This window comes from Flavobacteriales bacterium, assembly GCA_019694795.1.
Lineage (GTDB): Bacteria > Bacteroidota > Bacteroidia > Flavobacteriales_D > UBA2798 > UBA2798.
Map to the genome: position 1 here is coordinate 1 of JAIBBF010000009.1, position 12,537 is coordinate 12,537.

Below are 12,537 nucleotides of genomic sequence, written 5' to 3' on the forward strand. Positions count from 1 at the left end.
TTTTTGTACCCGGGGTCGGACTCGAACCGACATGTCCGTGAAGACAATGGTGTTTGATGCCGATAGCTATCGGCACATCGTGTCTATCTATACTTAGAAATAAGCTTCTCTACCATTTCAGGATATTTTTTCAGGTTTTGAATGTAATTTTTGCTCTTCATCCGTTTAATATGAGATTCCATTTTTAATGCGGTGCCAAGTGGTAAATCAGAAATTTCCAGATAAAGCTCCCAATCAGAGTATTTTGCTGTATAACTATTTCTAAATTCCCTGGACAGATGGTATTCAATTCGCTTTTCCAGATCTTTAGTCACTCCGGTATAATATTTACCTGCGGTAAAAGAAAAAAGAATATAAACGCTAGCCATTTTTTCGCAAAATTAAAAAAGCAGAGCTCTTTCTGAACTCTGCTTTTTGTACCCGGGGTCGGACTCGAACCGACATGTCCGTGAAGACAATGGTGTTTGAGACCATCGTGTCTACCATTCCACCACCCGGGCAGAATATGACCATTTCAAGGGTCATTGGGTGATTCTGATCCTGGGTTGAACTGGCACCCTTAAAATCAGAACGGGGGCAAAAATAATAAAAGAATCCAAGAAAACAGAAATAGAACAGCATTAGCCTATAAAATGGCCCTTAAAGTCTCCATTTAGGGTAGTGTCGACCCCAATTTCAGTTTTTTTCCACCTGCTCAGGCACTTAGAACACAATTGGCAAGGTTTTCGCTGTATATTTCAAAAAAATTGAATTCATGAAAAAGTTCTTGCTTTCATTGGCATTTTTCGCTCCCGCCCTGATGGTTTGGAGTCAGGAAAACAATGTAATAAAACTACCCACCGATAAAAACGGAAAAATAGAGTTCACTGAGGTGGCCGACCAGGAAGGAATAAAAGCGGATAGCTTAAAAAAGAAAGCCATTGTTATTTTAAACCAATGGAAAAACATCAGCGATGTAAAAGTGGAAGGCAATTCGGTTACTGCAAACGGATTTGAAGATTTTATTGGCGGAGCTAAAAAACAAAAAATGAAAATGAGTTATGGATTGAGAGTAGATTTTAAAGACAATCGATACAAAATTACATTCAGTAAAATAGAATACACGCCTTATCCCGATGCCAATAATCCCACGCAAATGACCACACCGGCAGAATCGTGGTATGGCGATTATCAACTTCTCATCGGAAAAGGAAAAGAAAGCTCATCCAAAGCGAAAATCTACTATCACATTTTCAATACCACCAGCAGAGATATTGAAGCATTAAAAATGCAATTGATCGATGCCATGGGAAGCACGGTTCCCGAAGGCGATGATTGGTAAAAATAAAAAAGCCCCGAACTGTCGGGGCTTTTCATTTCAAAATAATTATTGTTTTTTTATCGTTTTACGCATCACATAGTGATATTCATTTTCGCTGTTTGCACCGGGAACGTTGTAAGCATTTACAAAAACCCCCCCATCTGCAGCCATGAAATTTAGCGCATCGATCATAGAATTGAATTTTTTCGGTTTCCCTGTAGCCGGATCTTTTAGTACATCGTTGTTGATGCCTTCGAACACTTTATTTTCTTGTCCGAAATCCACTTCAATTTTAATTTTTCCCGTAAAGGAAAAGGTAGCGCGACCAACAATTTCGCAATACACTTCTTTGGTGTCTTGTGCACCTGCAGAAAAGCTTAAGCCAAATGCCAAAGCAAAAAGTAAAAAGAGTTTTTTCATAACATGGAGTTTTAATTAGGGCAAATCAGAAGCAATTATTGTGCCAACAAATTGATAATTAATCGAAAAGAGTATGAATCGTATTACATTTTCTTATCAGACCAAAGATTACCGCAATTTTATTAGCGAATACACCTTTAGAGGTCCCAACAAAATGACCAGCTACCGACGTATTTTGATTGCCATTTTTCTGGTAGTCATCTCCATCCTATTTTATAAAACGGCAAAACATCCCTTTGAACTGGCCATGAGCGGAGCCTATTTCATTATTGGTCTTTATTACTTCATATTCCCTATTCTCAATACACGATTCAGAAAATTTGAAGCTTTTCCGGTTGAAATGGAACTCCATGCTAAACAACTGGAAATATCAAATCCCTATTCGAAAACCTTTATTAATTACTCCGTTTTAAAATGGATAGAACTCAAAAACTGGATTGCAATGCCTCTTCCGAATCATCATATTATCATGTTGCCTAAGGACCGCATCTCCGAAACAGATTTGGCAGAAATCCGTAAACGCATCGGATGAAAAAATGGATCCTCTTACTGATAATTTTGAGTATTCCCTTTGCGATTTCTGCAAACGGAGATTCTTTACAAACCGATACGTTACGTTTTATTAAAGTGCATTTCCTCTATGGGAGTAAGCCTGCAAAAGGATTTAAAAAAACAGAAAAAAAACTGTTTGGTGGACTCCACGGCGGACATGTCACCATTGAAGCCGCCGGAAGAAACATTGGATTTAATCCCGTAGGATCGTATCATGTATTCCCGCATAAAAAAAATAAACACGGAACATTTTCTTACGACTGGTCCAACTTTAAACGCGACACGCTGGGGAAAAAATTTCTAACCTTTATTATTCCCGTTTCAGCAGAACAAGAGCGCATCATCGACAGTTTGCATTCTGCCTATTTAAAAACTACACCCTACGATTACGCCATGTTTGGTTATCGTTGCGCATCGGCCAGCTGGGATATTTTAGAGGAAGCGGGTATTCTTGAAAAGAAAAGTAAATTCTGGAAAACACAAGTAATTTTTTATCCGAAGCGAATTCGCAAACGAATGATACGAATGGCTGCAGAGGAAAACTGGATAATGGTCTATAAAGAAGGAAAAAAATCCAGAACATGGGAAAAAGACGTGCATCGTCCTGATAAATAGACCTCTTTCCTCTACTGTAACATATATCACTTTCTTTATATATAGTTCTCGCTATGTTTGTATCGTAAATGAAAAACATGACGGCTATCCGCATCGATAAATTTGAAAGGGCTTCTCAGATTCTAAAAGCTTTGTCTCACCCCGTGAGAATGGCTATGATGGAGATGCTGATAAAGGATAAGCAATTAAATGTAACTACCATTTACGAACAATTGGGGATTGAACAGGCAGTGGCATCGCAACATCTTGCAGTTTTAAAAAAGTATGGCGTTCTTGAAGTGAAAAAGAAAGGTAAAAACGCCTATTACTATATCCGACAACCCCGCTTGTATAAAATCATTGAACTGATAAATAAATGTGAATTATGTTGATTGTTGCCGGATATATTTCTGCTCTGATTATGGGCATAGTGCTCGGCCTCATTGGTGGTGGTGGTTCAATATTAACCTTTCCGGTGCTGGTCTATTTTTTTGGTGTAGATCCCAATCACGCAGTGTCTGATTCGCTCTTTGTTGTTGGAGTCACTTCCATGGTAGGAGCAATCGGTTATATCCGGAATAATCTGGTAAGTCTTCGCTCCGTAATTGTGTTCGGAATTCCAAGTATCATCTCCATTTACCTCACCAAAAAATATGTTTTCCCACCCATACCGGGTGAATTTCCGGTTTTCGGAATCATTGTAAGTAAAGCGGTAGCCATTAAAGTGTTGTTTTCAGTATTGATGGTAACTGCCTCCTACAGCATGATAAAACCCATTAAGGTGATTCGTCAGGACGATTACGAATCGGCTGAACGTTACCGTTATTTACTGATTATGTTTATAGGTTTATCGGTTGGATTTCTGGCCGGTTTAGTGGGCGCAGGTGGAGGATTTTTAATTATTCCCGCACTGGTGATTTTGGCAAAACTTCCCATGAAAAAAGCAATCGGAACTTCATTGGTAATTATTACGCTGAATTCATCACTCGGATTTATTGGTGGATTGAGTCACGACGTGCCGGTGAACTGGAAATTTTTATTGAGTCTGGTAGCTATATCTGTGGTTGGCATTTTAGTGGGAATGACGCTTTCCAAAAAAATACCGGGATCAAAATTAAAACCGGCATTCGGTTGGTTTGTCCTCCTGGTGGGAAGTACCATGCTAATTTCAGAATTGTTTAAAAACTAAAAACTTAGTTATATGATTTTTCGCAAAGGCACAAAAATGTACAGCATTGTAAACAGAAAATGTCCGCATTGCCACGAAGGCGAATTTTTTATGTCGCGCAATCCTTACGATTTATCCAAAGCCGGAGAGATCTATGAAAAATGCGAGGTATGTCACCGCAAACTCATGATTGAGCCTGGGTTTTATTACGGCGCCATGTATGTAGCTTATGCATTAGCCGTTGCTACCTATGTTTCGGTGTATGTGGCTACGATTGTACTCTATCCGCAGGCTTCTACCTGGACCTACATCGGGCTGATTATTGCAACCTTAATTCTGGGCGGACCCTTCCTCTTTATGCTCTCAAAAATCATTTGGGGGAATTTCTTTATCAAATACAAAGGGGTACAACCTACTGCAAAAGAGCTGGAAGAAAAAGAAAAGAAAAAAGCAGAAAAAACGGAGCCGATGCAAAACGCATAATTCCGTAAATTTGTAACCAGATACCAAAAACCATGAAAATAGAACAACTCTATACCAACTGCCTTGCAGAGGCGGCCTATTATATCGAAAGTGAAGGAGAAGCAATAATCATTGATCCACTTCGCGAAACAGATCCTTATATCCGTAAAGCCGAAGAAAACAAAGCGAAAATCAAATATATTTTCGAAACGCATTTCCATGCCGACTTTGTTTCCGGACATGTTGATCTTGCCAAAAAAACCGGTGCTATCATTGTCTATGGTCCCACTGCCAATCCATCCTTTACTTGTCACGTAGCCAAGGACGGTGAACTGTTTCAACTCGGAAAAATTTCCATTACGGTTTTGCATACACCCGGACATACCATGGAATCGGTGAGCTATCTGCTTAAAGATGAAAATGGAAAAGAAACGGCCCTTTTCACAGGTGATACCTTATTCATCGGCGATGTGGGTCGTCCGGATCTAGCCGTAAAATCGGATCTTACCGAAAAAGACCTCGCAGGATTATTGTACGATTCACTGCGCAATAAAATCATGACTTTACCGGATGATGTCATCATCTATCCTGCCCATGGAGCCGGTTCTGCATGCGGAAAAAACATCAGCAAAGAAACGTTTTCCACCCTGGGTGAACAGAAAAAAAGCAATTATGCTTTGCAAAATATCAGTCGCGAAGAATTCATCGATGAATTAACCACAGGTATTTTACCCGCGCCCCAATACTTTGCAAAAAATGCCATGCTGAATAAAAACGGATACGATAGTATCGACGAAGTTATTTCGCGTGGAAATGTTGCGCTGTCGCTCGATGACTTCGCCACACAAATGGCAAATGGAGCGATGGTTTTGGATGTGCGTAAAAAAGAAGATTTCGCCGCAGCACATATTCCCGGCTCGATGTACATCGGCATTGATGGTCAGTTCGCCGTTTGGGTAGGTGCGTTAATTAAAGACCTGAATCAACCCATCATTCTCATCACGCCAGAAGGAAGAGAAGAAGAAACGGTATTGCGACTGGCACGTGTTGGTTACGATCATTGCAAGGGATTTTTAAAAGGCGGTTTCGCAACCTGGAAAGAGGCCGGTAAAGCAACTGCTTCCGTAGAGCAAATTTCTGCCGAAAACCTGGAACAAATGGTTCGCGATGTAACGATTGTTGACGTACGTAAACCCGGGGAGTTTTCTGCCGAACATGTAGAAAATGCCCTCAGCATGCCGCTCGATTATATCAATGAAAAAATGGATTCGCTACAGAAAAATGAAAAATATTATGTGCATTGCAAAAGTGGATATCGTTCCATGATTGCAGTTTCCATTCTAAAAAGAAACGGATTTACACAACTGGTTGATGTGATCGGTGGTTTTGATGCCATCGCAAAAACCAAGGCGCCTGTAACGGCTTATGTTTGTCCTTCTACCTTAAAATAATTTACACCTCATTCATGAAAGGAGCCTCAGCGGCTCCTTTTTTGTTTGATCAGAAGGTATAGGGCAAATCCGGCTAAAATTTAAACCTTCCTTGTAGCTACAATCTTGCCATTGTCTATTTTAGCGGTCCAAATTCATCTATGAAAGACTTATTTTTCCAGTCCTGGCCATGGTATGTAACAGGACCACTCATCGGACTTATGGTACCCGCACTACTGATTTTAGCGAATCGTCATTTTGGTATTTCAACTACTTTTCGTCACGTATGTGCAGCTTGTTTTCCTTCGGGACTAAAATTTTTCCAGTACGATTGGAAAAAGGAAAGCTGGATGCTTTTTCTGGCAGCGGGAATTATTCTAGGTGGATTTATCGGCGGCGTTTTACTTAAAAATCCGGACCCCATTGCACTGAGTGATGCGGCAAAAGCAACTTTATCGCAACAAGGATTTTCCGATTACTCAAAACTCCAGCCTACCGAATTGTTTAATTTTTCAAATGCAACAGGAATAATTCTTCTCATCGTTGGAGGATTTTTGGTTGGCTTTGGTACACGTTGGGCTAATGGATGTACTGCGGGACACGCCATCATGGGATTATCTTTGTTAAGTCTTGCCTCGCTGGTTGCCGTTATCGGATTTTTCATTGGAGGATTAGCTATTACTCATTTTGTTTATCCTTATTTATTTTAAGTATGCGCAATCTTTTGTTCCTCATCATCGGTATATTTTTTGGAATCGTGCTGATTAAAGGCGAGGTGGTTTCCTGGTTCCGCATTCAGGAAATGTTCCACTTTCAAAGTTTTCATATGTACGGCGTAATCGGATGCGCTGTTGTTGTTGGAGCTATTTCGGTTCAACTGATTAAGCGTTTTAATATTAAAACCATTCATGGAGAAACGATTAATCTGCAACAAAAGCCATTGCAATTTAAAGCACAATTGTTCGGTGGAATTTTATTTGGATTCGGTTGGGCCATGACGGGTGCTTGTCCCGCTCCCATATATGCTTTATTCGGCGCCGGTTATCTGCATATGATTCTCGTTCTCGCATCAGCCATTGCGGGCGTGTGGGTGTATGCACGTATCATGGATAAGCTTCCACATTAAGTTTGGGTTTCCAAATTCAATCCTGTTTTTCCTTCGTTTTCAATTTCACAATGGTGCATTAGTTTTAGTTTTGCAAAAAACATTTTTTGTTCATGAAACTCGAGCACTATTTTTCTTCGTTCAGAAACAACATCATTGGTATACAGCAGGAATTTGAAAGTCCCTACGGTACCAAAAAAATTCTGTATGCCGACTGGACCGCCAGTGGGAGAATGTATGCCTCCATCGAGAATAAACTGATGCACGAAATCGAGCCTTTCGTTGGTAATACCCATACTGAAACTTCCGTTTGCGGAACTACCATGACCAAAGCCTATCATGAAGCTTTACACATCATTAAAAAACATGTAAACGCCGGACCGAAAGACGCGATCATTTGTTACGGATCGGGAATGACGGCAGTGGTGAATAAATTTCAGCGCATTTTAGGATTGCGTGTGCACGAAAAATACCGCGATCAGGTGATGCAGCAGGAAGCTAATCGACCGATTGTTTTTGTCACCCACATGGAACATCATTCCAACCAAACCTCATGGCTGGAAACGCTTGCCGATGTGCGAGTAATAGCGCCCAATGCAGAGGGACTCCCCGATCTCGAAAATCTGAATGTGTTATTGGAAGAATTTAAAAATCGTCCACTAAAAATTGCCGCTGTTACTTCCTGCAGCAACGTTACAGGAATCATTACACCATATCATGAAATTGCAAAAAAAATGCATCAGCATGGCGGATTTTGTTTCGTCGATTTTGCATGCAGTGCACCATACATCAACATCGATATGCACCCTTCGGGTGATGAGCAATCATCACTCGACGCCATCTTTTTTTCGCCGCATAAATTTCTTGGCGGACCCGGCACTTCGGGTGTTTTAATTTTTAATACCTCACTTTACACGAATAAAATTCCCGATAATCCCGGTGGTGGAACGGTAGACTGGACCAATCCCTGGGGAGAGCATAAATACGTTGACGATATTGAAGCGCGCGAAGACGGCGGTACACCCGGTTTTTTACAAGCCATACGCACAGCGATGTGTATTCGGTTGAAAGAAGAAATGGGAGTCGGTAATATTCTAAAACGGGAAGAAGAACTACTCGCCATTATCTGGCCCGGCTTAAAATCGATTCCAGGTTTACATTTATTAGCCGATCATCATCCGCATCGCCTGGGAGTTTTATCGTTTTACATTGAAGATTTACATTACAATCTCGCCGTAAAATTACTCAACGATAAATTTGGAATTCAGGTGAGAGGAGGTTGCTCTTGTGCGGGGACATATGGTCATTACCTGCTGGAAGTTTCTTACGAAAAATCACATTCCATTACATCCAATATCAATGCGGGAATATTAACCGATAAACCAGGATGGGTACGTATGTCGATCCACCCCACCATTACGGATGCGGAAGCAAACTACCTGGTGGAAGCAGTACGCGAGTTGTGTGCGCATCATAAGGAATGGTCGCAGGAATACAGCTATTCCCCATCCAACAACGAATTCACGCACAAACAGTTTAACGACGATTCAACGGAGCGGGTGCATAGCTGGTTCGAAAAAATTTAAGTATTGCATTTTTTTGTATTTTGAATTCAGATCTGTGACATGCATCACTTACCCTGCTTCAGATTTGGAGTAGTTTTGTAATTCAAAAAATAAAACATGAAAAAGTCAATTCTTTTCTTCGGACTCATTACCGCCTTTGCTGCTTGCACTTCTAAAACGGAAAGTCACTCCAGCACCAGCACCTCAAGTACCACTGTAACTCATTCCGACGGAACCACTGAAACGGTAAGCTCCAGCATATCTACCGTAGATGCCGGAACCTTTAAATCGCAAATGGAAAGTGCACCCGGAACTGTGCTGGATGTTCGTACTGCAGAAGAAGTGGCAGAAGGACATTTAGCCAATTCCATCAATATCGACATCAACGGCAGCGATTTCGAAAGCAAAATTAACGAGCTCGATAAACAAGCTCCCGTATATGTGTATTGTCGTTCCGGTGGAAGATCTGCACGTGCCGCTGATATTTTAAAAGCTAACGGATTTAGCACCATCGTGAATCTCGACGGAGGAATTACTGCCTGGACACAAGCCGGTAATGAAACCGTAAAATAATCAACTAAATTCTTAGTTATCATGGGGAATTTCAATCAGCTGATTCAATCCGATAAGCCTGTCCTGGTCGATTTTTTTGCTACCTGGTGCGGACCCTGCAAAATGATGAGTCCGATATTGGAAGATGTCTCTAAAAAAATCGGCAATAAAGCACATGTGTTAAAAGTGGATGTGGATAAAAATCCCCAAGCCGCTGCTCACTATGGCGTGCAAGGAGTGCCGACTTTAATCCTGTTTAAAAAAGGAAAAATTGTTTGGCGACAAGCCGGTGTTGTTCCCGCGAATACACTGGTACAGCTCCTTCAACAACATGCTGCCTAAGATTTCCAAAAACAGTTTTGTAGTTATTGCAGGGGTGCTGCTTTTAGCACCCTTTTTTATTGCGGCCTGGTATTGCAGACCCGCCGCTGATGATTTTTGTGCCTCACTCTATTTAAAATCTATTTCCGGTGCCGGCGAGGCTTTGGTTAAATTGTATCATGACTATAACGGAAGATACACGGCCAATTTTATTTTGTTTTTTTCTCCGCTGAAACATCAACTCGAGAGCAATTATCAATGGTGGATTACAGCTCAATTGGTGTTTGTGTCGCTGAGTTTTTTTATGGCGTTTAAAAAATTCAATGATCATTTTCTTGAAGGCGAACAAACTTCGCTCTTATCGCTGATTCAGGTCTTTTTAGTGTTTGCCTTAATGCCCAATAGTGCAGAAGGTCTGTATTGGACAACCGGAACTGCTGCATATTTAATAGGACCTGCATTTGCCTTTTGGCATATTTGGTTGCGGTTAAACACAAATCTGGACCATGCATTAAGAATTACATTGGCAGGAATCGTTTTGTTTTTAGCGCAGGGATTTAGTGAAGTTCAAAGTGTTTTAATTTTATTTTTTCTCACTGCGTTATTATTGCTGGATTCCAAAAACAGAAAAGAAAATTTAATTTATTTAATCATTGCTGCCATTGGTGCATACATCATGTTCTCGGCGCCGGGGAACCATGCACGTCTCCAGCAATATCCGGATGCATTTCGGTGGGGACATAGCCTTTTTTACTCACTGTTGCAAAGTGGACGATTTGGCGGATGGTGGTTGATACATCCACTAACCGTGATTGTAATCATTTATTATGTTTCTGTTTCAAACCATGAAATCAGAAGAGCACCCTTGTCCTTACCCTTATTATTTTTCGTGTTATTCGGAATGGTATTTATCGCTGCCTTCATGCCTTATTTGTTTACGGGAATTTTAGGTCAGCACCGTACCATGAATGCAACACTTCCCTTTTTTATTTTATTACTCGGATGGTTAATGGTGAGTATTCGTTTTTATCTCCCGCGTTTGTATCAGCCTAAAATTAAATTAATAGTGATGTTCATTGCACTGGCAGCTTTTTTCTCGAATAACTATCACCAGATTTTACTCGATTTGAAAAGAGGAGAATTGCAATCCTTTGCCCAAGAATTCGATGAAAAAACCAGATCAAACCCATTTAGAAAATTAAACCATCAACCCAAATCGGTGTTTGTGCTCGACCCTACGGGAAAGCCCGGCGATTGGATTGGTGATTGCATGAATAATTATTATTTAAGTCATAAAGAATAAGCATGAAAGAAATTATTAATGATTGGAAAATTGTGTTGATGTTAAGTCTTTCATTAGGACTTGCCCCATTTTTCCCCGAGCCGCATATTTGGGGTAAATTACTTTGGGTAGCCGGTGGTGCGGTGGGTATGGGTGCTATGGATTGGTTCGATTTTTTATTCCACGGATTCCCATGGTTCCTACTCATCCGCTTAGGGATATTAAAATTAATTCCCAAAAAGAAAACAGATCAGCCGATGGGGAAATAAAAGGAAAAATGAAATCCATTCTCATTCTTCACTTCTACTTCAGCGTTTAACTGCTTGCATAAATCATTGATTAATCCCATTCCCAGTGAATGACCATCCTTGAGGTGAGTATCCATTCCTTTCCCGGTATCCATACAGGAAACCTGAAGAGAATTATCTTTTACCTGTGTTGTTAAAGCAATCATTCCCTTCGTATTATTCGGGAAACCGTGTTTGATGGAATTGGTGATGAGTTCATTGATGATTAGTCCACATGCCGTAGCCTGGGCAGTAGAAATATTTTGCTGAACGCAATTAACCTTCAGTTCAATGTTTTTCTCTTTCGAAATCAGCGAATCGAAAACATGATGCGCAATGGTGCTGAAAAATTCAGAGGAGTCAACCGCTTCCACCGAATCCGATTTCATGAGCATATCCTGCAATGCAGAAGTGGTATAAAGTCGATTTAAACACTCCGTGAAGAGTTCGCGGTGGAATTCATCTTTGGTTTGCTCACGTTGCAGCGTGATTAAGGAATAGAGAATTGAAAAATTATTTTTCACCCGGTGATTGAGCTCCTTTAACAGCACTTTATTTTCTTCGAGCGATCGTTCAAGTTCATTGCGGTAATTGTTTTTCTCAACCGTTTCCACCACCAGTGCAATCATTTGCGCAATGAGTAATCCGAATTTTTGTTCAAATAAATCCCATTCTTTTACCTCACCCGTCTTTTCAAAACAAACTACGCCACGCATTAATCCGTTAATCCGAACCGGAATTTCGAGCATGGAATAAATGTTATTCGGACGTAAATACGATTCCACCAGTTCACCGGTTTTCGGATCGCTGTAAACATCATTAGTAATGATAATTTCGCGGCTTTCCAGCAATGAAAAATAAGCCGGCATCATTTCTTTGGTCAATACCGCCCCGCTCATTTCTTCGGATCCGGCATTTCCGATGCAGGTGATTCGTGTAAAATCTTTGCTGATTTTCCAGGCATTCACCCGCTCCACACCCATGGCTTTCGATGCATGTTTAAGAATGGTTTTTATCGCCTCCTGTAAATTTCCTTCGCTCGAAATTTTTAAGAGCGACAATTGCTCCACCACATTAATTTTCTGCAATAGGGAATCGCGCAAAAAGAATCGATGCGTAAGATTTTTAAAAAAATACGCTTTCTGTTGCTGATCACCCCAGTGAACATGTTTTACCGAAACCGGAACTTTTGCATCGTCTTTGCCGCGGATAAACAATTGCATGCGTTTATTGGCTCTCGTTTTCTGCAGCTCATCGTACTCCGGAAAAATTTCTCCCATAGTTGTTTTACCCAACGCCACCTTTTCTTTTCCGAATAATTTTTGTGCTGCATTGTTCCAGTGAACAATCCGGTGATCGGATGTTGTAAGGACAATAGCCTCGCTGGAATAATCCAGCAAATGGAGCGTTTCCTTTTCCATAAAACTGAGGAAATTTTACCTCAATATAGAAAAATAAACGACCTAAACAACTGATTAGTATAATTTTATGTCGACCGC

General features: G+C 40.7%; 17 protein-coding genes and 1 tRNA gene. 14 read left to right on the forward strand and 4 right to left on the reverse strand.

Annotated elements, in window-relative coordinates; all coding sequences use genetic code 11:
• Positions 1-83: 83 nt before the first annotated feature.
• Together K1X56_04705 and K1X56_04710 are read right to left on the reverse strand one after the other, a co-directional pair.
• Positions 84-368 carry a GIY-YIG nuclease family protein gene (locus K1X56_04705; GenBank protein MBX7093999.1) on the reverse strand — a complete coding sequence of 95 codons (285 nt, stop codon included), beginning with the start codon at positions 366-368 and terminating at the stop codon, positions 84-86.
• A 49-nt stretch (positions 369-417) separates the two neighbouring features.
• Positions 418-500 (reverse strand) — tRNA-Leu (locus tag K1X56_04710).
• A gap of 254 nt (positions 501-754) precedes the next feature.
• On the opposite strand from K1X56_04710, the gene K1X56_04715 reads away from it, so the two are divergent.
• Positions 755-1,321: a hypothetical protein gene (locus tag K1X56_04715; GenBank protein MBX7094000.1), complete on the forward strand. Its 567-nt coding sequence runs from the start codon at positions 755-757 to the stop codon at positions 1,319-1,321.
• 45 nt (positions 1,322-1,366) lie between these two features.
• Here the strand turns inward: K1X56_04715 and K1X56_04720 are convergent, their stop codons facing one another.
• Positions 1,367-1,720, reverse strand: a complete 354-nt coding sequence (locus K1X56_04720; protein ID MBX7094001.1) for a hypothetical protein — start codon at positions 1,718-1,720, stop codon at positions 1,367-1,369.
• Between the two features lie 73 nt (positions 1,721-1,793).
• On the opposite strand from K1X56_04720, the gene K1X56_04725 reads away from it, so the two are divergent.
• The 13 genes from K1X56_04725 (at position 1,794) to K1X56_04785 (ending at position 11,020) form a co-directional block, all read left to right on the forward strand.
• Positions 1,794-2,252, forward strand: coding sequence for a hypothetical protein (locus K1X56_04725; protein MBX7094002.1), 459 nt, complete (start codon positions 1,794-1,796; stop codon positions 2,250-2,252).
• Positions 2,249-2,887, forward strand: coding sequence for a hypothetical protein (locus K1X56_04730; protein ID MBX7094003.1), 639 nt, complete (start codon positions 2,249-2,251; stop codon positions 2,885-2,887). The genes K1X56_04725 and K1X56_04730 overlap by 4 nt, the downstream gene beginning before the upstream one ends.
• A gap of 77 nt (positions 2,888-2,964) precedes the next feature.
• The gene (locus K1X56_04735; protein MBX7094004.1) at positions 2,965-3,258 is read left to right on the forward strand and encodes a metalloregulator ArsR/SmtB family transcription factor; all 294 of its coding nucleotides are present in this window, start codon (positions 2,965-2,967) and stop codon (positions 3,256-3,258) included.
• Positions 3,255-4,055: a sulfite exporter TauE/SafE family protein gene (locus K1X56_04740; GenBank protein ID MBX7094005.1), complete on the forward strand. Its 801-nt coding sequence runs from the start codon at positions 3,255-3,257 to the stop codon at positions 4,053-4,055. Before K1X56_04735 ends, K1X56_04740 begins: the two co-directional genes overlap by 4 nt.
• Positions 4,056-4,067: 12 nt before the next feature.
• Positions 4,068-4,517: a DUF983 domain-containing protein gene (locus tag K1X56_04745; protein MBX7094006.1), complete on the forward strand. Its 450-nt coding sequence runs from the start codon at positions 4,068-4,070 to the stop codon at positions 4,515-4,517.
• 32 nt (positions 4,518-4,549) lie between these two features.
• Positions 4,550-5,947, forward strand: a complete 1,398-nt coding sequence (locus K1X56_04750) for an MBL fold metallo-hydrolase (GenBank protein MBX7094007.1) — start codon at positions 4,550-4,552, stop codon at positions 5,945-5,947.
• A 140-nt stretch (positions 5,948-6,087) separates the two neighbouring features.
• Positions 6,088-6,636 (forward strand): YeeE/YedE family protein, encoded by a 549-nt coding sequence (locus K1X56_04755; protein MBX7094008.1) that lies wholly within the window; start codon positions 6,088-6,090, stop codon positions 6,634-6,636.
• A gap of 2 nt (positions 6,637-6,638) precedes the next feature.
• The gene (locus K1X56_04760) at positions 6,639-7,052 is read left to right on the forward strand and encodes a YeeE/YedE family protein (GenBank protein MBX7094009.1); all 414 of its coding nucleotides are present in this window, start codon (positions 6,639-6,641) and stop codon (positions 7,050-7,052) included.
• Positions 7,053-7,144: 92 nt separating this feature from the next.
• Complete coding sequence (locus K1X56_04765; protein ID MBX7094010.1) at positions 7,145-8,617, forward strand: aminotransferase class V-fold PLP-dependent enzyme; 1,473 nt, start codon at positions 7,145-7,147, stop codon at positions 8,615-8,617.
• A 96-nt stretch (positions 8,618-8,713) separates the two neighbouring features.
• The gene (locus K1X56_04770) at positions 8,714-9,169 is read left to right on the forward strand and encodes a rhodanese-like domain-containing protein (GenBank protein MBX7094011.1); all 456 of its coding nucleotides are present in this window, start codon (positions 8,714-8,716) and stop codon (positions 9,167-9,169) included.
• Positions 9,170-9,190: 21 nt separating this feature from the next.
• A complete protein-coding gene (trxA, locus tag K1X56_04775; protein ID MBX7094012.1) occupies positions 9,191-9,490 on the forward strand; it encodes a thioredoxin in 300 nt (99 codons plus the stop codon).
• Complete coding sequence (locus K1X56_04780) at positions 9,480-10,772, forward strand: hypothetical protein (GenBank protein ID MBX7094013.1); 1,293 nt, start codon at positions 9,480-9,482, stop codon at positions 10,770-10,772. The genes trxA and K1X56_04780 overlap by 11 nt, the downstream gene beginning before the upstream one ends.
• 2 nt (positions 10,773-10,774) lie before the next feature.
• Positions 10,775-11,020, forward strand: coding sequence for a hypothetical protein (locus tag K1X56_04785; protein ID MBX7094014.1), 246 nt, complete (start codon positions 10,775-10,777; stop codon positions 11,018-11,020).
• Here K1X56_04785 and K1X56_04790 read toward each other — a convergent pair.
• Complete coding sequence (locus K1X56_04790; protein ID MBX7094015.1) at positions 11,002-12,459, reverse strand: ATP-binding protein; 1,458 nt, start codon at positions 12,457-12,459, stop codon at positions 11,002-11,004. The genes K1X56_04785 and K1X56_04790 overlap by 19 nt on opposite strands.
• Positions 12,460-12,537: the final 78 nt, after the last annotated feature.

Excerpts from the sequence above, each read along its gene's own strand:
- K1X56_04770 (MBX7094011.1), top strand. The coding sequence starts at position 8,714 with ATGAAAAAGTCAATTCTTTTCTTCGGACTCATTACCGCCTTTGCTGCT.
- K1X56_04730 (MBX7094003.1), top strand. The coding sequence starts at position 2,249 with ATGAAAAAATGGATCCTCTTACTGATAATTTTGAGTATTCCCTTTGCG.
- K1X56_04745 (MBX7094006.1), top strand. The coding sequence starts at position 4,068 with ATGATTTTTCGCAAAGGCACAAAAATGTACAGCATTGTAAACAGAAAA.
- K1X56_04780 (MBX7094013.1), top strand. The coding sequence starts at position 9,480 with ATGCTGCCTAAGATTTCCAAAAACAGTTTTGTAGTTATTGCAGGGGTG.
- K1X56_04790 (MBX7094015.1), bottom strand. The coding sequence starts at position 12,459 with ATGGAAAAGGAAACGCTCCATTTGCTGGATTATTCCAGCGAGGCTATT.
- K1X56_04725 (MBX7094002.1), top strand. The coding sequence starts at position 1,794 with ATGAATCGTATTACATTTTCTTATCAGACCAAAGATTACCGCAATTTT.
- K1X56_04720 (MBX7094001.1), bottom strand. The coding sequence starts at position 1,720 with ATGAAAAAACTCTTTTTACTTTTTGCTTTGGCATTTGGCTTAAGCTTT.
- K1X56_04785 (MBX7094014.1), top strand. The coding sequence starts at position 10,775 with ATGAAAGAAATTATTAATGATTGGAAAATTGTGTTGATGTTAAGTCTT.
- K1X56_04755 (MBX7094008.1), top strand. The coding sequence starts at position 6,088 with ATGAAAGACTTATTTTTCCAGTCCTGGCCATGGTATGTAACAGGACCA.
- K1X56_04735 (MBX7094004.1), top strand. The coding sequence starts at position 2,965 with ATGACGGCTATCCGCATCGATAAATTTGAAAGGGCTTCTCAGATTCTA.
- K1X56_04765 (MBX7094010.1), top strand. The coding sequence starts at position 7,145 with ATGAAACTCGAGCACTATTTTTCTTCGTTCAGAAACAACATCATTGGT.
- trxA (MBX7094012.1), top strand. The coding sequence starts at position 9,191 with ATGGGGAATTTCAATCAGCTGATTCAATCCGATAAGCCTGTCCTGGTC.
- K1X56_04760 (MBX7094009.1), top strand. The coding sequence starts at position 6,639 with ATGCGCAATCTTTTGTTCCTCATCATCGGTATATTTTTTGGAATCGTG.
- K1X56_04715 (MBX7094000.1), top strand. The coding sequence starts at position 755 with ATGAAAAAGTTCTTGCTTTCATTGGCATTTTTCGCTCCCGCCCTGATG.
- K1X56_04750 (MBX7094007.1), top strand. The coding sequence starts at position 4,550 with ATGAAAATAGAACAACTCTATACCAACTGCCTTGCAGAGGCGGCCTAT.
- K1X56_04705 (MBX7093999.1), bottom strand. The coding sequence starts at position 368 with ATGGCTAGCGTTTATATTCTTTTTTCTTTTACCGCAGGTAAATATTAT.